The sequence below is a fragment of the Paenibacillus allorhizoplanae genome, from assembly GCF_927798215.1.
Lineage (GTDB): Bacteria > Bacillota > Bacilli > Paenibacillales > NBRC-103111 > Paenibacillus_E > Paenibacillus_E allorhizoplanae.
In genome coordinates this window covers 747188-767581 of the sequence record NZ_CAKMMW010000002.1, presented here as the reverse complement: position 1 = coordinate 767581, position 20394 = coordinate 747188, and the positions used below count along the sequence as shown (strand labels likewise).

Here is a 20394-nt window from a genome sequence, read left to right as displayed (position 1 = left end):
CCAAACCCGAAACCCCGCACCTCAAACCTCAAACCTCAAACCCCGACTCCCGCCCTCCCTGAACCCTCAACTTGAAACATTACTGATGCACCATCTAAGCCCTAAGCAGTTTTACCCACAATCTATTACCGGAATCTGAGATATCTACAATACTTTTTTACAAAACGACTTGCTGTTGAAATTTTAACCCTAGGTGATCACCTATAACCTTGAGGGAAGATATTCCGCTAAGAACGAAAATCTGTGCTATCTACAAGTCACGGCGGATTGAATTGAACATTTCAAGTAGTTCAAATAGTCGAAGTTAAATGATCTGTCGAACTTAAAAAATACTTTGACTTGTACATATCACAGATTTTGTTTTCTTGCGAATATAACCCTTGCGAGATATCCCTAAGATTTTGTGGCCAAATTGGAAAAAAATATAAAATTATTCATTTACATGCGAACGTTCGTTTGTTATAATGAGTTTATAGAACATCAGTTCTCATAAGGGGTGATTGGATATGAATATTAAATCAATTGCTAGTGATGCGTCATTTTGTGAAACAGAAGAGGCGTGTGAGGATTTTCTTATGAACTTGCGTTGGTTTAATGGATTTCATTGTCCGCGATGTGATCACCATGAAGCTTTTCAAATTCGTACACGTAGATTGTTGGAGTGTAAAGAGTGTAGAATGCAGATTTCGATAACCGCGGGCACAATTTTGCATAAATCTAAATTATCGTTATTAACCTGGTTCAAAGCTATCCAGCTTATGTTCAAAAGCGGTGTTGAAATTACTGCCTACGGTTTATCAGAGATTCTTAATATTAATTATAGAAGTGCTAAGCTGCTCATTGATAAAATTTGTTTAGCAATTAAAGTTGAGGAGAGCAGATTACTTACTTTGCGCAAAATGAAAATGAAATCTGTTCGCTCTGAATCAACTAAATCAAAGTTTCCTATGACGAAGAACAGCGATAATTGGTGTGATCCGTTTGATCTCAAAACATGTATTAAAGTCAAATTATCCAAACTTACTCAGCGATCGCTGATGAAAACATTTGTGTCTATTCATTTATACTCAAGATTCCTGAAGTGTTTTCAGTTATGATTGAGTTAGAAGCCACAGATAGCATAGTAAGTATTTGACGGGATTCTTATTTTCAGTCAAGATGGTAGTGAAGGTTACAACTTTACGAAGAATTAGGAGAATACTGATGAAAAGGGTTGTTCAAGCTCCCATCCATTTTTATCGGAAGTTTATTTCGCCGCTTAAACCACCAACATGTCGATTTTATCCAACATGTTCGCAATATGCGTTAGAAGCGATTGAGGTTCATGGACCTATGAAAGGTTCCTGGTTATCAGTGAAACGAATTTGCAAATGCCATCCTTTTCACCCAGGTGGTGTGGACCACGTGCCTGCAAAGAGAGATAATTAATATAGTGAATCTGTCGGCTTGACATGAGGCTGTTTTTTTCGATATATTGTGCTTAAAGATGCTAAATATTGTTTATTTCGATGAACGGATAAGTACAACCAGATGCCTATAAACAGAGAGCCGGGGCAGGTGAAAGCCGGTATAGGAGAATGTTTGGAATATGGTCCCGGAGAATAGACCTTCGAGCTACTCAGTGCAAGCGTGTAAAGCAAGTGCTTACACAAACTTAGCCAGAGAGTGAGCTGGTCTCGTGTCCCAGCGTTAATGGGCAAGTCGTAATAGACTTACTGAGCCCCGAGCTTGTGAAAGGCGGGGGAACCTGGGTGGTACCGCGTGAGTTCAACTCTCGTCCCAAGATGGATGAGGGTTTTTTGTGTTTTCTAATAACCGCTATTGGAGGAATGAATAATGTCCGAACAATCAAAAACATTTTACATTACCACACCGATCTACTATCCAAGTGATAAGCTGCATATTGGGCATGCGTATTCGACAGTTGCTGGAGATGCCATGGCTCGCTACAAAAGGTTACAAGGCTATGATGTTAGGTATTTAACAGGTACAGATGAACATGGTCAGAAAATTGAACGTAAGGCGCAAGAAAAAGGAACAACACCACAAGCATTTGTGGATAATATCGTTTCTGGGATTAAAGAACTTTGGGCGAAACTGGACATTTCTTATGATGATTTTATTCGTACAACAGAAGATCGACATAAGGATGCGGTTGCTAAGATTTTTCAGCGTTTACTCGATCAAGGTGACATATATTTAGGCGAATATGAAGGTTGGTACTGTATTCCAGATGAATCTTTCTTCCTGGAGAGCAAGTTAGTTGATGGGAAATGCCCTGATTGTGGGCGTCCTGTGGAGAAGATGAAGGAGCAAACGTATTTCTTCAGAATGAGTAAGTATGCGGATAGACTAGTTCAATATTATGAAGAAAATCCTGATTTCATCCAACCGGAATCACGTAAGAATGAGATGTTGAACAACTTCATTAAACCAGGGTTAGAGGATTTGGCTGTTTCGAGAACGACTTTTGACTGGGGAATTAAAGTTCCTGGAGATCCAAAGCATGTCATTTATGTTTGGATTGATGCGCTTTCCAATTATATTACAGCACTAGGTTATGGTTCTGACGATGAGACGATTTTCAAAAAATATTGGCCTGCAGATGTGCACTTAATGAGCAAGGAAATTGTGCGTTTCCATACGATTTATTGGCCGATTATGTTAATGGCACTTGATTTGCCTCTGCCGAAAAAGGTATTTGCACACGGCTGGCTGCTTATGAAGGATGGCAAAATGTCCAAGTCCAAAGGGAATGTTGTGGACCCTGTTACACTTATCGATCGTTATGGTTTGGATGCTCTTCGTTATTACCTCATGCGTGAAGTGCCATTTGGAGCAGACGGTACTTTCACACCTGAGAGTTTTGTTGAACGTGTAAATCATGATCTAGCTAATGATCTGGGGAATTTATTGAATCGTACGATTGTGATGATCGATAAATATTTTGCTGGTAGAATTCCTGCCTATCTTCCAAGGGCTACTGAATTTGACGAAAGCCTACTGGAGACGGTTCGTACAACTGTTGCTAAGTATGAGGAATCGATGGAGAAAATGGAGTTCTCCATTGCGTTATCCGCGGTGTGGCAGTTGATTAGCCGCACGAACAAATATATCGACGAAACACAGCCGTGGTCGATGGTGAAGGACGAAGCCAAGCGCGAAACGCTAGGCTCGGTCATGTATGTGCTGGCGGAATCTCAGCGCATCTCGTCTGTTCTTCTTCGTCCTTTCTTGACGAAGACACCGGAACTGATCTGGGAACAGTTAGGCTTAGCTACGGAGGATTTACCACGCTTGACTGCCTGGGAGAGCGTTCAGTCCTTTGGGCATCTCCCTACAGGCACCAAGGTGCAGAAAGGAGAGCCGATGTTCCCTAGACTCGACGTAGCGGCAGAAGTCGCCTACATCGTCGAGGCCATGGGTGGAGGTGCATCGGAAAGCACCGAAGAACCAAAGGCAGCAGCAGTGCCAGCATCCGCTGCAAATGCTTCTGTGCCAACACCGGAGCCCAAAGAAGAAATCGGGATCGACGATTTCGGCAAAGTGGAGCTGCGCGTGGCCCAAGTGATTTCGGCGGAGCCTGTGAAAGGCGCCGACAAGCTTCTCAAGCTGCAGCTTGACCTCGGCTATGAGCAGCGTCAGGTTGTTTCGGGCATCGCGAAGTTCTACACGCCCGATGATCTTGTTGGACGCAAAGTTATTTGCGTCACAAACTTGAAGCCCGCCAAGCTGCGCGGCGAGCTGTCTCAAGGTATGATTCTCGCTGCTTCACACGGCGATCAGCTCACACTGGCGACCGTTCCGGATTCGATGCCGAATGGTGCGATCGTGAAATAATAGCCTTATGCACGAAGACTCTCTCCCAGATTTTCTGGGAAAGGGTCTTTTGCTTTTTGTGACTAAGTTGAGGGTATTTTTGATGATAAAGGGCAAGCTATAGGAAACTAACCACGGAGTGAATAAGATGCTTATACAACGTATAGGAAAAGGGATAACTTTAGCAATATTGATCATCACTTTAACAGCTTGTTCGTTATTCGGTGGAGGCCAGAAGAAAAAGGAAGAAGAAAAAAAACAAGCTGATGCTAAAAATGAAAGTGTGATTGATCAAGAACTGAAAAAGCAGTATCAAATGTACAATGAAGTGATCAAATATCAAAAAGAGCAGGATGCTAAACTCATTAAGGAATCGGAAGAGCGTTATAAAAAGTTGAAAGAAGAGTCAGATAAACCAATAAAAGGTAGCAGCGAGGAAAAACAAAAAGCCAAAGAAGCTAAGATTGGGAAAGAAGGCTCTGACGATTCTGGGGATTCCGGAGGCTCGAGTGATTCAGGAGATTCAAGCGATTCTGGAGGTTCTGAAGAATAATCAACCTCGCATATGTAAAGTAAAACAAAACATAGGGAAATCATAGGTGAATTTAGAAATGGCCATGCTGTGAACGATGCAGCTGGCTTTTTTGACTTTCCTCTCCAGATATATTGACTTCAATAAACCCACCTCGTATAATCAAAGCGTTAATAAAAAAAATTACGATTTAGAGTAGGTGTTTATTCAAATGACAAGACATGCAAAGCGTTATATCTACATAGCTTTATTGATAATAGTTGCTTTCTGCATTGCGGGATGTAGCAGTTCGAAAGCTGGATTAGTAGAGGGGAAAGTGAATGTTGTAACTAGTTTTTATCCCTTGTATGATTTCACGAAACAAATTGGCGGCGATTATGTTAATGTGATAAATCTAGTCCCAGCTGGTGTGGAGCCACATGACTGGTCTCCAAAAAGCAGGGATATCAAAAATATGTCAGGGGCTCAAGTTTTCGTATATCAAGGCGCAAGCTTTGAAGGCTGGGTTAAAGATTTCCTTGGTAGTCTATCAAATAAATCGACAGTACGTGTCGTAGAAGCAAGTCAAGGTGCTAATTTGATCACAACGGATGAAAATAAAAAAGAATTTGATCCACATGCCTGGTTAAGCCCGTTAAATGCACAAATAATGGCTAATAATATTAAAACAGCTTTAATTGAGGCGGATCCAACTCATAAGGATGCCTATGAGCAAAACTATCAGAAATACAACGCTAAATTATTGGAGTTAGACGCTAGATACAAAAAAGAACTTGCTACTACTACAAAAAAAGAAATTGCAGTATCACATCATGCTTTTGCATATCTATGTAGAGACTATGGCTTGACTCAAATGTCCATCATGGGCTTATCACCGGATGCAGAGCCAACAGCGCAAGATCTCAAACAAATCAACTCTTTTATTAGAGATCATCAGCTCAAATATATTTTCTTTGAAGAACTTGTCTCGGATAAGCTGGCAAAGACGTTAGCCAAGGATGCAAAGGTGGACACTCTAGTGTTAAATCCACTAGAGGGACTTACCGAAGAGCAGATTGAAACAGGAGAAGATTATATTTCGATTATGGACAAAAACTTGAAAAACTTAGTCCTCGCGTTACAATAAGAAAGTAAGACAATTCTTAGTAAGTCAGGAGTAATCAGATGGAAACTAGTAATAGAATGTTATGCCATCAGAAAATCGTTTCAATCGATCAGATTTCATTTGCATATGAAAATAAGACAGTGATTAACAATCTCCAGTTTGATGTGTTTGAGCGGGATTTTGTTGGTGTGATTGGTTCCAACGGCGCGGGCAAAACGACGCTTCTAAAAATGTTAGTTGGTTTATTGAAACCAACCAGTGGAGAAATCCGATTATTTGATCGTCCATTGAATCAATTCAAGGAGTGGGAACGTATCGGTTATGTACCACAGAAGAATGCCTTCAATCCTTTATTCCCTGCGACAGTTAGGGAAGTTGTACTTTCTGGCATGTATACCAAGAAGAACGTGTATCGCCGACTTTCCAAGGCTGATTTGCAAAAAGCGGAAGACGCGATGCTGGCGATGCGCATCGAAGATCTAGCCGATCGACGTATTGGTCAGCTCTCTGGAGGTCAGCAGCAACGAGCCTTCTTAGCTCGTGCGATTGTGAATAACCCGGAGCTCCTCATTCTAGATGAGCCTACGGTAGGGATTGATGCCGAAACACAGATCGGCTTCTTCCGAATGATCAAGCATATGCATCAGCATCATCACATGACCTTCATTATGGTCTCCCATGATATGGACATGATTCAGTCGTATCTGGGAACAGAACCGCAGCAAGTAAGCGGCGGTATTAAGTTTTATGTGAAGCATACCCATGATCCCGAAGATTGCCGTGAGACGAATCTAACCCATTCACTCGGCCAGATTCGAGAGATGATCGGAGTTCAGTAAGGAGCGGGCATTTTGGACATATTTACAGAGTACTTTTTTCAACGTGCATTAATAGGTGGATTATTGATCGGGCTAACTGCGCCATTAATGGGCGTTTTTCTTGTTCTAAGACGCCTATCTATGATAGGGGACACACTGGCGCATGTTTCGATTGCTGGTGTAGCACTCGGTTTCTTGATCAATGTGTACCCACTAGGTGTGGGACTGGTATTTGCCTTACTGGCGTCATTTGCAATAGAAAGACTGCGCAAGGCATATAAGACCTACGCTGAGCTCTCCATAGCCATTATCATGTCAGGCGGCGTTGCGTTGGCAACGTTACTTTTTACCCTAGGAAAAGGGTTTAATATGAATGTCATGAGCTATCTGTTCGGCAGCATCTATACGTTAGATTCCACGGATTTATGGGTGGTATTAGTGGTGTGTGTGCTAGTTATCGGTGTTATAGCTTTTCATTTCAAAGAATTTTTCTTGATGTTTTTTGACGAGGATGCAGCGAGTGTAAGTGGACTTCCTTTGAAATTTTATAATATGATGATTACAATGCTGACGGCACTTGTCATTTCAGTTGCAATCAAAATTGTAGGTGCCTTGTTGGTTTCTTCCTTGTTGACCATTCCCGTCGCATGCAGTCTATTAATTGCTCGCAGCTTCAAACATTCCGTTTTCTTAGCGATTTTATTCTCAGAAATTGCAGTCATCGTTGGTCTTATTGTTGCTGGGATTTGGGATCTGGCACCAGGAGGAACGGTTGTTCTGAGCCTTATCGCTATTTTAATTGGGATTATTTTAAAAAGAGGATTGAGGATATAAATCATGGATTCCGTTAATTTATGGATCGCCCTTTGGGCGGGTATAGCATCTTTCATTTCACCTTGTTGTTTACCTTTATATCCTTCGTTCTTATCCTACATAACAGGTATTTCGGTCAGTGAACTTAAGTCAGGGAGAACAACTGTACAAGTTAGGCGTCAAACAATGCTTCACACGTTAAGCTTTATCGTAGGCTTCTCCATTATTTTTTACGCTTTAGGTCTTACGGCAGGCTTTGTCGGCAGCTTCTTTATTGACTACCGCGACTTGCTTCGTCAAATCGCCGCACTTTTAATATTTGTAATGGGCTTATTTTTACTCGGTATATTTCAGCCGCAATGGCTAATGAAAGAACGCAAACTCTCTATTAAATTTCGGCCAGCCGGATATGTTGGCTCTGTCTTTGTTGGTATGGGTTTTGCAGCGGGTTGGTCACCATGTGTTGGGCCTATTCTTTCAGCCATTCTTGCTTTAGCGGCAACAGAACCGGGCACCTGGTTCCAACTAACCACTTCATACTCGCTTGGATTCGCGATTCCTTTTTTCGTGCTTTCCTTTTTCATCGGTTCAACCAAATGGATTCTACGCTATTCCAACCTACTTATGAAAATTGGCGGAGGCTTAATGATTATAATCGCCATTCTTCTTTATACAGGTAAAATGACGCAGATCACCCTTTGGTTGAACTCCATTACCCCTGAATTCTTGAAATTTTAAGGTTCAAGTAAAATATTCAATCTTCGCTTGAGGGAATTTCTCAAAGATTTGTTCTGTGATAAATTCTCTCAACGCGGTTGCTTGTTCATCTTTGTATACGTATTTACCTTTCCCATATTTGCCCCATTTGTACTTTCTCTTTTCTTCGTCCATTTCCAGCTTCGTTTTAGGATATCGTTTTTCAATAATATTCTTGGCTGTTTTCGTGAAACGATGTTGAATCATCTCGAAAGTAAGATCGTGAGTGGCTTCAGCAGGCAGGGTGTTGTAGAGCTTGTCAATTAGTGTTGCATAACCTTCTTCCCAGCCTTCATGCCAAATTATAGGTGCAATGATGAAACCAAGCGGGTATCCAGCCTTGGCAACTTTGCCTGCCGCTTCAATGCGCTCATGAAATCGAGATGTGCCAGGCTCGAAGTTTTTGATAACATAATCGGCATTCACGCTGAAGCGAAAACGGGTATGCTTGTTATGTTTCGCATCTAATAATGGCTCTACGTGATGGTATTTGGTGACAAAACGTAGGCGACCGTGCTCTTGTTCACCCATAAACTCGATTAATTGTTTGAGCGAACCTGAAATATGCTCAAGCCCTACAGGATCTGATGTGCAAGCGGCTTCGAAACGGGTGATTTCAGGTTCGCGCTCCGCGATATAGCCTTTGGCTGCCCCGAGTATATCGTCTATATTGACATAGACGCGAATATACGGCTTCGCCCCCATCGTTGTTTGCAAATAGCAATAATGACAATGGCCCATGCAGCCTGTTGCGATCGGTATCGCGTATTCGGCAGATGGCTTGGATGTCTCGAACTTTAACGTTTTTCGTATACCAACGACTAAGGTTCGCTTGGCTATCCGATATTTATCTAATTCAGTTTCGCCAGGTAAATCGCGGATTTGATTATGAGAGGTCGTCATATGGATCTCAAGGCCTTCTTGTTCTGCCCATTTATAAATTTGCTTACCTTTGGGATAGTTTAGGGCATCTGGTTCAAAATAAACAAGCTCTGGCACGAAAATCGTCGTGCTAGGCTGCGGCCTTGTAAGCAACTCAGTAGACATGAGGGCCTCCTTTACGAATCGGAATGACAATCTATTATTTTAGTGTGCCAAAGTGAGGTGCTTTGAAATCATGGGAGATTTGACCGCATCTGGGTAGATGGATTATGATAGGAAAGCAGTATGGCTAAGAAATTCGCACAGCAGGGGGAAATATAGCAATGGCTACGCCAAGTATGGAAGATTATTTGGAGAGAATATACAAGCTTATCGATGAGAAAGGTTACGCTCGTGTTTCCGACATTGCTGAAGGGCTTGAAGTGCACCCCTCCTCCGTAACTAAAATGATTCAAAAATTAGATAAAGATAATTATTTAATCTATGAAAAATATCGCGGTCTCATCCTAACGCCCAAGGGGAAGAAGATGGGCAAACGTTTGATGGATCGTCATGAGCTATTGGAAAATTTTCTAACGACAATTGGTGTCCATGAGGACAATATATATAAGGATGTCGAAGGCATAGAGCATCATTTAAGCTGGGATTCGATTACGTGTATCGAAACATTATTAGAATACTTTCGAAGAGATCCAAGTCGTACAGATGAACTTATGAACGTTCGTAAAGAGTTAGAGGCAGAAAATTAGGCAGAGACCGTTTACGGTTCCCTGTCTTTTTTTGTGGGAATAGAAACAAACTGCTCTCGCATACATACCTAAGAAGCCCTACGAAATAGAGCTATAGGAGGATGCAGGGTATGAAGATTAATGGCGTGTTTGAAGGTGGGGGCGTCAAAGGGATAGCCTTGGCGGGAGCTGTGAGCGCAGCCATAGAACAAGGATATACCTTCCATAATGTCGCGGGTACAAGCTCTGGTGCGATTGTGGCTGCTTTGTTGGCAGCGGGCTATTCGGGGGAAGAAATGAGGGAGTTGATCCTTAGAGCACCTTTCAAGTCGTTTATGCAACGCTCTCCTATTTTCAACACGAAGATCATAGGTCCCGCGGCACGCTTATTGCTAAAAAAAGGGCTATATTCCGGCGAAGCCTTGGAACATTGGATCAATCAACAACTCGCGGCGAAAGGCGTTCGCACGTTTGCTGATCTGGGGCCGAACCAGCTCCGTATTATTGCTTCTGATATTACACAGGGCAAGCTATTGGTTCTGCCTAATGATATAGCGCAATACGGCATCGAGCCTGGCAAGCTTTCGGTTGCCAAAGCGGTGAGGATGAGCACGAGCATTCCATACTTCTTCGATCCAGTTAGAATCCGGCGGAATATAAAAAGCTCCGAGAAGGCTAAGCCTTTCTCAGAGCAGTTTAATTATATCGTGGACGGTGGTTTGTTAAGCAACTTCCCGCTTTGGGTGTTCGACAATGAAATGCCACGTGCTAAACTCATTCCTGTTATTGGTTTCCAACTCGTTGGAAAGAGTGATATGCCAACACATATGATCAGAGGACCTATCACGATGCTAGAAGCGCTCTTTAGCACCATGCTTAGTGCGCATGATGAGCGCTACATTGAACAGAAGAATCGCTTCCGAACCGTTAAAATTCCTACGTTAGGTGTTGGGAATACACAATTCACCATCTCCAAGGAATTAAGCATGTCACTGTACGAGTCGGGCTTCTTGGCGGCCAAAGCGTATTTCAAAAGTTGGTCTGCCAGTACCTACGAAGAAAATTATGAGAAATATGTGATGCGACCTCCACATAAATCTTTGACTTAGTGGTATTTCGGGAAATCATCCTTATCGGAATCTTTCGTTCCGTTAATGACGCGGAATTTCGCGTTCTTTGTTTTACCTTTTTCAGCTCCACGAGGGATGGAAGGTTTCTTCCAACGGGAAGGTGGGAATTTATACAATAGGAAAATCGCCCCAAGCACAAGAATAGGAATGAATAACACACGCAGACTAACGATCAAGCCTATTGCAATCAAAACGCCTATGGCAATTTCAACCGGAGAAAACTTTCTTCTCATGCCCGTCCCTCCATAATTCGTTTTTCCGCTTCTAGCATGCGGTTAAAAGATGCAATGGACACCTCGACTTGACTGTCTTCAGGTTCTTTGGTTGTTAGTAATTGAAGCCAAAGACCAGGATACCCTAAATAACGAAGAACAGGTACTTCACGAAGGGAATTCGTAAAACGTAATACCTCATAAGAAACCCCGATAACTAATGGTAACAAAATGAGACGCTGTACAATACGCTCGACCATGCCGTCGTAATGAAGGAATGAGTAGATAACAACACCAATTAAAACGGTAAATACGATAAAGCTGCTTCCACAACGGTAATGAAGGGTGTTGAATTTTTGTACATTGCTAACCGTTAATTCCATACCCGCTTCATAAGCGCTGATGACTTTATGCTCTGCGCCATGATATTGAAACAATCTCCGAATCATAGGTGTAAGAGAGATGAAGTAAATATATCCCACGAGCAAAATGATTTTGATTACACCTTCTATAAGATTATGAAGAATCTGATTGCTAAATACATTTTGAAACAAAAACTGTTCAATAATAGCTGGAACTAACGTAAAAATGAATTTACCAAATAAAAATGAAAGGACACCGACAAAAGCAACACCTAGAACCATGGAGATGCCAGAGAACATGCCTGCTTTCTCTTCTTTCTTCGGCATGTCAACTTCACCTTCTTGCTCGGCGAATGACTCTGCGGAGAAATTCAGATGCTGTGCACCTTTGGCGCTGGACTCGATAATTCCTACAATTCCTCGTACAAAAGGAATTTTCTTAAGTGCTTGAACCCACGGAATCACTTTCTTAGGTACTTCCAAAAAATCAAGGGAACCGTCTTTTTTGCGCACAGCAGTTACATGCACATTTCTTCCTGCGAACATGACGCCCTCGATGACGGCTTGTCCTCCGTATATACTGTTTTGTTCTGCCACAAGATTCACCTTCTTATCTTTCTCGAATTCAGTTACTCACTTTCTTATTGTAACGGATTCAGGTGTTGAATGCTACCGATTGCGACAGAACATACTATGATTGCCAAGGAAAAGACAAGCCTTATCGGTAGAGAAAGGAAGATCGAAGATGACAAGTGCGCATACCACGAAGAAAAAACAAACGAATCGTTGGGTATTTGTGCTATATATCGGTTTTTTTGCGGGGTTACTATGGGGTGCCCTCAAAATCGTCGAGAATTACTTTAAGTTCACAACCATAGGAATTGGTTTTCTTGTTGAACCTTTTTTCAAGCATGATTTTTTTAATACATGGATGGGATTATTCTTGGGGTGGATCGTGTTTGCTCTTTTCTCGATATTGGCCGCCTTCATCTACATGGTCACCATGTGGAAACTGCGCAGTCCTTTTTGGGGGATAGGCTATGGTGCCTTATGGTGGGCGATTATTTACCTCTTCGTAGGGCCGATTACGGGAATGGTGTATTGGATCACGGAGTTGGAGCTAAATACAATCATCAGTGATGTTTGTTTATTTCTCGTATGGGGGATGTTTATTGGGTATTCCATTGCCATTGAATATACAAGCGCTAGAACAACAGAGGCTATACCCAAGACATGAAAGTTATGGTAAAATATCAAAGGCTAATTAGCCGTAAGAAGCTAGTTGCCTATGACGATTGTCGCGGGAGGATTTCGAATTGAAAAGGGTTCTAGTTTTGAATGGTCCGAATTTGAATATGCTTGGCATACGTGAACCTGGTGTATATGGAACCGTCACACTTTCTTCCATCATTGAAGGTTTGCAGCAGCTTGGAACCGAGCTTTCGCTCGAATTGGAGAGCTTCCAATCTAACCATGAAGGCGAGATCATTGACAAAATTCACGCTGCCTACGGTACTAAGGATGGCATACTTATGAATCCTGGTGCCTTCACGCATTACAGCTATGCGATTCGTGATGCGCTATCTACAGTCCAATTGCCAACAGTAGAGGTTCATATTTCGAATATTCATAAACGCGAAGAATTTCGTCATCATTCGGTCATTGCACCCGTTGTAATTGGTCAAATTTGCGGATTTGGCGCAGATAGCTATGCGCTTGGTTTACGAGCATTACTACCCCATCTGTAAGCATTGGGCTTACGAAGCTAGTTTTGCTAAAGCAAAACTTTAAGAAGGAATGGTGATTTGGATGCAGGAGAAACGTATTGAACGTCTTCGCGAGGCTATGCAACAGCAGGAATTACCGGCACTACTCATCACGAACGCATATAACCGTACATATGTATCTGGTTTCACCGGTTCATCTGGCTATGTACTTATTACGTTAGACCGTGCCATTTTATTAACAGATTTCCGTTATATGACACAAGCGCCGCAACAAGCTAAATTGTTTGAAGTGGTAGAACATAAAGCAAAGGCGATTGAGTCCGTAAGAGAGCTCTTGCAGCAGCAAGGGATCACGAAGCTTGGCTTCGAGCAAAGCGACGTGTCTTATGGTGATTTCCTCAACTATCAACAGGGACTTCCGGGCATCGAATTCGTGCCAACTTCACGTCTTGTTGAATTAATTCGAATGGTGAAAGATGATGCTGAACTTCAAGTGATGCAGGAAGCGGCTGATTTGGCTGATCTGACCTTCTCACACATCCTTAATTTCATTAAACCAGGTGTCAAAGAGCTAGATATTGCACTGGAAATTGAAGTGTTTATTCGTAAAAACGGAGGCACTTCGACATCCTTCGAGACGATTGTAGCGTCTGGTGAGCGTTCAGCGTTACCACATGGTAAAGCAAGTGATCGTATTCTCCAATTAAACGAATTTGTCAAATTGGATTTTGGAGCGTATTATAAAGGTTATTGCTCTGACATCACAAGAACGGTTATGCTAGGAAAGCCGACAGATAAACATAAAGAAATTTATGATATTGTGTTGGAAGCTCAGTTGAATTGTTTGGCAAACCTGAAGCCCGGTATTACTGGCAGAGAAGGCGATGCGTTCGCTCGTGATGTCATCGTGAAGCGGGGTTATGGCGATTATTTCGGTCACGGGACCGGACATGGGCTGGGGATGGAAGTACACGAATCTCCGCGTGTGTCGAAAACCGAAGATATGATTTTAACTCCTGGTATGGTTGTTACTGTTGAGCCTGGTATTTATCTCCCTGATTTTGGCGGAGTTCGAATTGAGGATGACGTAGTAATTACTGAAACCGGCATTAAAATACTTACACATTCTACCAAAGATTTTCTTATCATTGACTAGCGGAGGGATTTACAAGTGATATCAGTAAACGATTTTAAAACAGGTCTGACAATTGAAGTTGAACATGATATTTTTACTGTTCTAGATTTCCAACACGTTAAACCAGGTAAAGGTGCTGCATTCGTGCGCTCCAAACTCAAAAACCTACGCAACGGTAACACTGTTGAGCGTACATTCCGTGCAGGTGAGAACGTTGGACGTGCTCACATCGAAAACCGTGAAATGCAGTACCTGTACGCAGCTGGCGACGAGTACACGTTCATGGATACGGAAACTTACGATCAGATTTCGCTTGCCCACGAGCAATTGAAATGGGAATTGAACTTCTTGAAAGAAAACATGAACATCAAAATCATGAGCTACCAAGGGGAAATCCTAGGGATTAACCTTCCGAAGAGCGTTGATTTGAAAGTTATCGAAACCGATGCAAGTGTTAAAGGAAACACAGCACAAGGTGCATTGAAAAATGCGAAAGTGGAAACAGGCCTTAACGTAATGGTGCCACTTTTCATCAACGAAGGCGATGTTCTTTCCGTTGATACAGATGACGGCAAATACCTTTCACGCGCGAGCAACTAAAAAGCAAAGCCTTTCTGACTCCGGGGAGTCCGAAAGGCTTTTTTTCTTTTCTTACCACAGTCAGTCAATTGTATGCTATAATATTGAATTGTTATGCACTAGTATGCGTTAGGAGTGGGTCAGCTTTGTCTCTTATAGTGATGAAATTTGGCGGTAGCTCTGTCGGTGATGCGGAGCGAATGAAACGAGTTGCAAAAAGAATCGTGGAGCGTAAACAAGCTGGACACAGCTGTGTTGTTGTCGTTTCAGCGATGGGTGATACAACGGATGATTTAATCGACTTGTCTAAGCAAATTTACGATGGAGCCCCACCGGCTCGTGAAATGGATATGTTGTTGACGACGGGCGAGCAAGTTTCCGTAGCGCTTTTATCGATGGCCATACATAATCTTGGTGAACAAGCGGTTTCGTACACTGGGTGGCAAAGTGGCATTTATACAGAGCCAGTTCACGGGAAAGCGAGAATTACGGATATTGGGCCTCATCGTGTCCTGAATGCGATTGAACAAGGGAATGTTGTCATCGTAGCTGGTTTCCAAGGGATGACTGAAGCAGGTGAGATTACTACGTTGGGCCGCGGCGGCTCCGATACTACAGCAGTAGCACTTGCTGCTGCGATCAAAGCGGATCTTTGTGAAATTTATACTGATGTTGATGGCATTTATTCAACTGATCCTCGGATTGTGAAAGTAGCTAGAAAGCTTGCTGAAATTTCCTATGATGAAATGTTGGAGCTTGCTAACCTTGGAGCTGCAGTTCTTCATCCTCGCGCAGTCGAGTATGCGAAAAATTACAACGTGACCCTCGTGGTGCGTTCAAGTTTTAATTACAATGAAGGCACCAATGTGAAGGAGGAAGCAGTGATGGAGCAAGGAATCGTCGTTCGTGGCATCGCTTATGACAAAAATGTAGCAAGAATTAGTATTCTGGGTGTTCCTGAGAAACCAGGTCAGCTTGCTAAAGTTTTCCTAGCACTTGCTGAAGTGCAAATTGACGTGGACATTATCGTTCAAAGCGGTGTGATTAACGGATCTGCGGATTTCTCTTTCACAACGACATTGGCGGATCGTGAGAAAGCGCTAGATGTTATTGAACAAATTCGTGCTGAAGTTGGTTTCCGTGAAGTGACGTCCGAAGTTGATCTTGTTAAGGTTTCGATCGTTGGTGCAGGTATGGTTAGCTCACCAGGTGTTGCAGCTACAATGTTCAAAGTCATTTCTGATCTTGGTATTACTATCTCATTGGTAAGTACATCAGAGATTAAAATGTCTTGTGTTATTGACAATACGAACTTAACAGATGTGATTCGTGCTCTTCACACAGCATACGGCTTAGACACAGCAGAGCAAGCCTTCGTTGGTGGGCCAGAAGATCGCAGATAATTTGGAAAACTAATGGAGTTTGTCCGCGATGAAATAAGCAATCTTCAATAGAAATGCCGTTATTCCGGCAGCCATTAATGGTCCTACCGGAATGCCGCGCATAAATAAAATGCCAAATATAGAACCAAGGACAAGACCCACAATTAATTGTGGGTCTACTTTTAGTAACTCCAAACCTTTTCCATTCATATAGGTGGCTATCGCTCCGCCCACGAGGGCAATGATGCCAGGCCATGTTGTGAAGACGTAGAGGATATCTTTCATCGAAATACGGTCACTAGCAAATGGAATCAAAACACCGATTGTCAGGAACAGCAAGCCGAGCTCGAGACCTCTACGTTCCATAGTAGGGAAATAGCGATCGAGACCAATTAACTTAATGGCCAGTAAAAGACAAGCCGCAGTTGTAATGATCGGAGAACGGCCTATGAGTCCAATAATAATTAGAATAACTAAGAGCATATCACCATTCATATACATAACCCCTTGTCCTCATCGTCGTCATTTAAGTTTATGAAAGGGGCTTGTATTTAGAACGCATGGTAAGGGGGACTAGCGCCCAAAAGGAACCATCTGATCGTGTTCCAGAACGGGAACGCATTCCGTTATATTCGTCTTGGCACAAAGTTCGACATCCGCGAGGAAACCGGACTTTTTCATTTTTTTACCGTTGCTGCAAGCGAGTATGGTCTCGAATAAGTGATTCTTAGCTTCGAGATAGCAACCTCGCATTGCTAGACCGAAGTCATTCGTTATCATGTGCTGCTCCCCAAGTAGAATCGCGATTTCATTCAGGATGAGGCCGGCACAGAGGCCGTCCTCTAATGAGAATACATCTTGCGTACCTGCACAAACGATCACTGTGTCCCGTTTAAGATCGATTGCTGCGGAAGCAGTGGCTTTGCCGTTAATGATGGCTCCTGCAAGCACACGATCGGCTTTTATCGCTTTCTGAATCCCTCTTGTGCCATTAGTAGTCGTCAAGATGATGCGTTTGCCTTGGACGACTTCGCGTGTGTACTCAAGTGGTGAATTGCCGAAATCAAAGCCAGGAATTTTTTTACAATAGCGCTCCCCACCAAGCAAATCGCCATCTCTCGCCAATTCCTTCGCTTTTATAACCGTATCCACAGGGACTACCCCCTTGCTGCCATTCATCAAAGCGATGATGATTGTGCTGGTTGCACGTAAAACATCAACGACAATGACGGTTTTATGGAGAAACTCGTCACTTCTTGCTTCGCCGATGTTGGCGATCACCTCGATATGCATGTGCTAATCCTTTCTGGTACCTAAGGACAACGTGTCAGAACGCAGTCCTCTCCTCAAAGCTTCTAATGCAATAACTTCATCTGGGGAAATATTGCCTAAGTGAATATCGGGACCGAGGGAGTTGATCAGGTGCACTTGTTGGCTTTTTTGCGGTGCTTCCCATAAGAGCTTATCACCTGATATGGAAGCAAGCACGCTATGCAATTCCTCATCTTTGCATTTCCCTTCCCCATCGAAAATGCCAACACCCATGCCCGACTCACGCGCTTCAATCGTGACAAGGGAAGCACCTAATTCCGAATCGATTAAGACTGTATCAATTAATTCTGCTAACTCTATGGAGGAGCCCCATCCTTTTTTTCCGTACTCCGTAACGACTTCTAACCCTTCATCTAACCCTCTGGTAATTAATTTATTCCGTTGTCTACGATCCATTTGAATGGTGCCGTCAGATATTTCAACGCCATTAAAGCCGAGTGCAAGTATCATGTCAAAAAATGAATCTACCGCATTCTGGGTTACAGCCACTTCCAGAAAAGTACCTCCTGGATAAATGAGAATGTTATTCTCTTTAGCTAGGTTTATTTTGCTCCGCAGCACGGATTGCGGATAAAGCGGTGAAGTGCCGAAACCGAGTTTGATCATATCCACATGGCTGCTAGAGGTTTGGAGCAAATCCTGAAAAGCAAGCATGCCAAGCCCCTTATCCATCACCATTGTTTTCCCCAACGTTCTTGGTTTCGGCTGCCTTTTTCCTGTAGGGTCGGCTAGAACGGGGTTCCATTTTAATTGAGAGGTCACTTCCATCGGTATTTCTCCTCACTGTCCTTCGAAGGATCAATTATGTGTTCAGCATATGCATGAGCACAAATGGAGGTGCCCAGCATGCCTAAAATGAGACGAGCTCGCATAAGGTAGGGAAAAGCGTATGCTTTCGAAGCTAGTTTTGTGCTGCACTATTCCGCTTCGCTTGCATGTGCTACAGAACTTTTAGGAGGTGTTATAGTTCATGAACAAGATTGTACTCACGATGGCTTCCTTGCGGCTGATGTCAGGGAGCATCGAAATTATTGCTGCTATTCTTATGCTCAGACTGGCGACGATTGAGAAGGCGCTGTTGGTGAATTCAGCTCTAGCACTAGTAGGTCCTCTAGTACTATTAACTACGACAACGATCGGATTAGTAGGCGTGGCTGACAAGCTATCATATGGAAAGATGTTGTGGATCATAGCAGGGGTTAGTTGTTTGTTTATTGGGATTATTAAAAAGTAATAAGTCATATTTCTTTCTAGTAAGCATAGAAATGAATATAGAAGACTGGACAACTTGGAGGGCTGTCTCCCAATGCTAGCGAGTATTTCACATTTGTTGCCGCAGAACATCCGATTCATGCTAAGCGAACTTCCACCGAACGTACAAGCTAGTGTGGAGGAGATCAGGGTGAGAGAGTCACGTCCTCTTGAAATTAGCTGGGCTGACCGATATGCCTTCATTAGCGAGCGTGGGCAAATGATCACCCAAGAAGCTTTGGCATACAAGCCGTCCAGGCAAGATTGTCTGACACTACTTGAGATCCTAACAAATCATTCGTTGTACACGTTTGAGGAAGAACTGCGCAGAGGTTACATCACCGTTTCAGGTGGTCATCGAGTTGGACTTGCTGGTCGTACGATTCTCGACCAAGGTCAAGTGAAGCAAATACGCGATGTGAGTTCTTTTAACATTCGGATCGCGCGCGAAATTCAAGGTGTGGGTCAGGAGATTTTACCGTATCTGGTAGATCAGAGCATCGGAAACATTCATCATACCCTGATCATCTCACCGCCGCAGCAAGGGAAGACCACTTTAATTCGTGATTTGGCCAGGCTGATTAGCCGAGGCGAATGGGGGGCTAGGCATAGCTCACTATCAGGCAAAAAAGTAGGCATCGTAGATGAACGCTCCGAATTGGCTGCTTGTGTCAAAGGCGTACCGAGATTCGACTTAGGACCTCGCACAGATGTGCTAGATGGTTGTCCGAAAGCTGAAGGGATGATGATGATGATTCGTTCCTTATCACCTGAGGTGCTCATCGTCGATGAGATTGGACGAGTTGAGGATGCATTTGCGATTCATGAAGCGGTTCACACGGGGATTCGTGTTCTAGCGACAGCACATGGAGCAAGCTATGAAGATGTCCGTAGACGTCCAGTTCTTAGGGAGTTAATGGAGTCAGGTGTGTTTACGAAATATGTGATCCTGCAGCGAAGAAAAGGTGCTTCAGCTTCCTTTCGGATCTTGGATCAACAAGGTAAGGCAATGGGAGATGGATGACGAACGCAAAGGACGATGAAGATGCTGAAATTCGTTGGAGGAGTACTGATCTTCGGAGCAGCGTCGATGTATGGGTTTATGCAAGCTGCTCACTATGTAAGACGACCCAAGCAAATTCGTATACTTATTGGCGCGCTTGGCCGAATGGAGACGGAAATTGCCTACGCGCTTACGCCGCTTCCTGAAGCTTTCGCTTCATTAAGCAAACAAGTTGCTGATCCGCTTTCGACTTTATTTCGTTTAATGTCAGAGCGTTTGCTCGGAAGCAATGGTGAATCGACTAAGGATCTATGGCAAATGACAGTGAACGAAGTCTGGGCAAGAACCTCTATGCGGCAGGCAGAGCAAGAAGTAATTCTTGGGCTCGGCCCTGTGCTGGGGCTCTCAGATCGAAGTGACCAAATCAAACACTTGCGACTTGCGATGAGCCAACTTCAATCGGAAGAGACGGATGCCAGGGATGAGCAGCAACGTTACGAGAAAATGTGGAAAAGCCTAGGTGTCCTCATCGGAGCGTTGGTCGTAATTTTGATGTATTAGTGGGGATCATTTATCCCTGGATGACAAGTTCCTTGAAGGCGGAGTGAGGTGCCAGGAATGAATGTAGATGTGAACGCCATTTTCCAAATCGCCGGCATCGGAATCATCATCGCGATGATCCATTCGGTGTTGAAGCAGATGGGAAAAGAGGATATGGCACACTGGGTCACGGTCATAGGATTTGTGGTCGTGCTTTTTATGGTCGTTAGTATGCTCGATAACTTATTCAAAGAAATTAAAACTATTTTCCTATTCCAATGAGGTGGT

Annotated in this window: 25 protein-coding genes; 19 read left to right on the top strand and 6 right to left on the bottom strand. The window is 43.3% G+C overall.

The features are described 5' to 3' along the window. The first annotated feature begins 506 nt into the window (after positions 1 to 506). The 8 genes from L6I86_RS06280 to L6I86_RS06245 all read left to right on the top strand — a co-directional run bounded on the left by L6I86_RS06280 (position 507) and on the right by L6I86_RS06245 (position 7825). Positions 507 to 1097: a transposase gene (locus L6I86_RS06280; protein ID WP_236285622.1), complete on the top strand. Its 591-nt coding sequence runs from the start codon at positions 507 to 509 to the stop codon at positions 1095 to 1097. A 106-nt stretch (positions 1098 to 1203) separates the two neighbouring features. Beyond that, positions 1204 to 1428, top strand: coding sequence for a membrane protein insertion efficiency factor YidD (gene yidD, locus L6I86_RS06275; protein WP_236285620.1), 225 nt, complete (start codon positions 1204 to 1206; stop codon positions 1426 to 1428). A 408-nt stretch (positions 1429 to 1836) separates the two neighbouring features. Then, the gene (gene metG, locus L6I86_RS06270; RefSeq protein ID WP_236285618.1) at positions 1837 to 3840 is read left to right on the top strand and encodes a methionine--tRNA ligase; all 2004 of its coding nucleotides are present in this window, start codon (positions 1837 to 1839) and stop codon (positions 3838 to 3840) included. Positions 3841 to 3967: 127 nt separating this feature from the next. Continuing rightward, positions 3968 to 4372: a hypothetical protein gene (locus tag L6I86_RS06265; RefSeq protein ID WP_236285617.1), complete on the top strand. Its 405-nt coding sequence runs from the start codon at positions 3968 to 3970 to the stop codon at positions 4370 to 4372. 190 nt (positions 4373 to 4562) lie between these two features. Next, complete coding sequence (locus tag L6I86_RS06260; RefSeq protein WP_236285616.1) at positions 4563 to 5477, top strand: metal ABC transporter substrate-binding protein; 915 nt, start codon at positions 4563 to 4565, stop codon at positions 5475 to 5477. Between the two features lie 38 nt (positions 5478 to 5515). Further along, on the top strand, positions 5516 to 6295 hold the full coding sequence (locus L6I86_RS06255; protein WP_236285614.1) for a metal ABC transporter ATP-binding protein: 780 nt from the start codon (positions 5516 to 5518) through the stop codon (positions 6293 to 6295). 12 nt (positions 6296 to 6307) lie between these two features. Continuing rightward, a complete protein-coding gene (locus L6I86_RS06250) occupies positions 6308 to 7108 on the top strand; it encodes a metal ABC transporter permease (protein WP_236285612.1) in 801 nt (266 codons plus the stop codon). A gap of 3 nt (positions 7109 to 7111) precedes the next feature. Next, entirely contained in the window at positions 7112 to 7825 is a 714-nt protein-coding gene (locus tag L6I86_RS06245; RefSeq protein WP_236285610.1) for a cytochrome c biogenesis CcdA family protein, read from the top strand. A gap of 3 nt (positions 7826 to 7828) precedes the next feature. Here L6I86_RS06245 and splB read toward each other — a convergent pair whose 3' ends face one another. Continuing rightward, positions 7829 to 8890: a spore photoproduct lyase gene (splB, locus tag L6I86_RS06240; protein WP_236285608.1), complete on the bottom strand. Its 1062-nt coding sequence runs from the start codon at positions 8888 to 8890 to the stop codon at positions 7829 to 7831. 158 nt (positions 8891 to 9048) lie between these two features. Between splB and mntR the strand changes: the two genes are divergently transcribed. Next, positions 9049 to 9474 (top strand): transcriptional regulator MntR, encoded by a 426-nt coding sequence (gene mntR / locus L6I86_RS06235; RefSeq protein ID WP_236285606.1) that lies wholly within the window; start codon positions 9049 to 9051, stop codon positions 9472 to 9474. A gap of 110 nt (positions 9475 to 9584) precedes the next feature. Then, entirely contained in the window at positions 9585 to 10562 is a 978-nt protein-coding gene (locus L6I86_RS06230) for a patatin-like phospholipase family protein (protein WP_236285601.1), read from the top strand. On the opposite strand, the gene L6I86_RS06225 is transcribed toward L6I86_RS06230, so the two are convergent. Further along, positions 10559 to 10816, bottom strand: coding sequence for a hypothetical protein (locus L6I86_RS06225; RefSeq protein WP_236285599.1), 258 nt, complete (start codon positions 10814 to 10816; stop codon positions 10559 to 10561). The genes L6I86_RS06230 and L6I86_RS06225 overlap by 4 nt on opposite strands. Beyond that, entirely contained in the window at positions 10813 to 11703 is an 891-nt protein-coding gene (locus L6I86_RS06220; RefSeq protein ID WP_236285695.1) for a DUF1385 domain-containing protein, read from the bottom strand. Before L6I86_RS06220 ends, L6I86_RS06225 begins: the two co-directional genes overlap by 4 nt. Before the next feature lie 199 nt (positions 11704 to 11902). On the opposite strand from L6I86_RS06220, the gene L6I86_RS06215 reads away from it, so the two are divergent. The 5 genes from L6I86_RS06215 (at position 11903) to L6I86_RS06195 (ending at position 16001) form a co-directional block, all read left to right on the top strand. After that, positions 11903 to 12394: a YqhR family membrane protein gene (locus tag L6I86_RS06215; RefSeq protein ID WP_236285597.1), complete on the top strand. Its 492-nt coding sequence runs from the start codon at positions 11903 to 11905 to the stop codon at positions 12392 to 12394. A gap of 79 nt (positions 12395 to 12473) precedes the next feature. Then, positions 12474 to 12905 carry a type II 3-dehydroquinate dehydratase gene (gene aroQ, locus L6I86_RS06210; RefSeq protein WP_056614738.1) on the top strand — a complete coding sequence of 144 codons (432 nt, stop codon included), beginning with the start codon at positions 12474 to 12476 and terminating at the stop codon, positions 12903 to 12905. Positions 12906 to 12966: 61 nt separating this feature from the next. Then, positions 12967 to 14040, top strand: coding sequence for a M24 family metallopeptidase (locus L6I86_RS06205; protein WP_236285595.1), 1074 nt, complete (start codon positions 12967 to 12969; stop codon positions 14038 to 14040). A gap of 15 nt (positions 14041 to 14055) precedes the next feature. Continuing rightward, entirely contained in the window at positions 14056 to 14619 is a 564-nt protein-coding gene (gene efp, locus L6I86_RS06200) for an elongation factor P (RefSeq protein WP_056614735.1), read from the top strand. A 125-nt stretch (positions 14620 to 14744) separates the two neighbouring features. Beyond that, positions 14745 to 16001: an aspartate kinase gene (locus L6I86_RS06195; RefSeq protein ID WP_236285594.1), complete on the top strand. Its 1257-nt coding sequence runs from the start codon at positions 14745 to 14747 to the stop codon at positions 15999 to 16001. A gap of 9 nt (positions 16002 to 16010) precedes the next feature. Here the strand turns inward: L6I86_RS06195 and L6I86_RS06190 are convergent, their stop codons facing one another. From L6I86_RS06190 to comA, 3 genes are all read right to left on the bottom strand, one after another. Beyond that, entirely contained in the window at positions 16011 to 16475 is a 465-nt protein-coding gene (locus tag L6I86_RS06190) for a DUF441 domain-containing protein (protein WP_236285592.1), read from the bottom strand. A 78-nt stretch (positions 16476 to 16553) separates the two neighbouring features. Further along, entirely contained in the window at positions 16554 to 17273 is a 720-nt protein-coding gene (locus tag L6I86_RS06185; RefSeq protein ID WP_236285590.1) for a 2-phosphosulfolactate phosphatase, read from the bottom strand. Between the two features lie 3 nt (positions 17274 to 17276). Continuing rightward, positions 17277 to 18080, bottom strand: coding sequence for a phosphosulfolactate synthase (gene comA, locus L6I86_RS06180; protein ID WP_236285587.1), 804 nt, complete (start codon positions 18078 to 18080; stop codon positions 17277 to 17279). Between the two features lie 202 nt (positions 18081 to 18282). Here comA and L6I86_RS06175 point away from each other — a divergent pair, with 202 nt between their 5' ends. The 4 genes from L6I86_RS06175 (at position 18283) to spoIIIAC (ending at position 20388) form a co-directional block, all read left to right on the top strand. Continuing rightward, positions 18283 to 18546 (top strand): YqhV family protein, encoded by a 264-nt coding sequence (locus tag L6I86_RS06175; protein ID WP_056614722.1) that lies wholly within the window; start codon positions 18283 to 18285, stop codon positions 18544 to 18546. A 72-nt stretch (positions 18547 to 18618) separates the two neighbouring features. After that, positions 18619 to 19587: a stage III sporulation protein AA gene (gene spoIIIAA / locus L6I86_RS06170; RefSeq protein WP_236285585.1), complete on the top strand. Its 969-nt coding sequence runs from the start codon at positions 18619 to 18621 to the stop codon at positions 19585 to 19587. Between the two features lie 15 nt (positions 19588 to 19602). Beyond that, on the top strand, positions 19603 to 20127 hold the full coding sequence (spoIIIAB, locus tag L6I86_RS06165; protein WP_338113361.1) for a stage III sporulation protein SpoIIIAB: 525 nt from the start codon (positions 19603 to 19605) through the stop codon (positions 20125 to 20127). Positions 20128 to 20184: 57 nt separating this feature from the next. Beyond that, the gene (gene spoIIIAC, locus L6I86_RS06160) at positions 20185 to 20388 is read left to right on the top strand and encodes a stage III sporulation protein AC (RefSeq protein WP_056614718.1); all 204 of its coding nucleotides are present in this window, start codon (positions 20185 to 20187) and stop codon (positions 20386 to 20388) included. Positions 20389 to 20394: the final 6 nt, after the last annotated feature.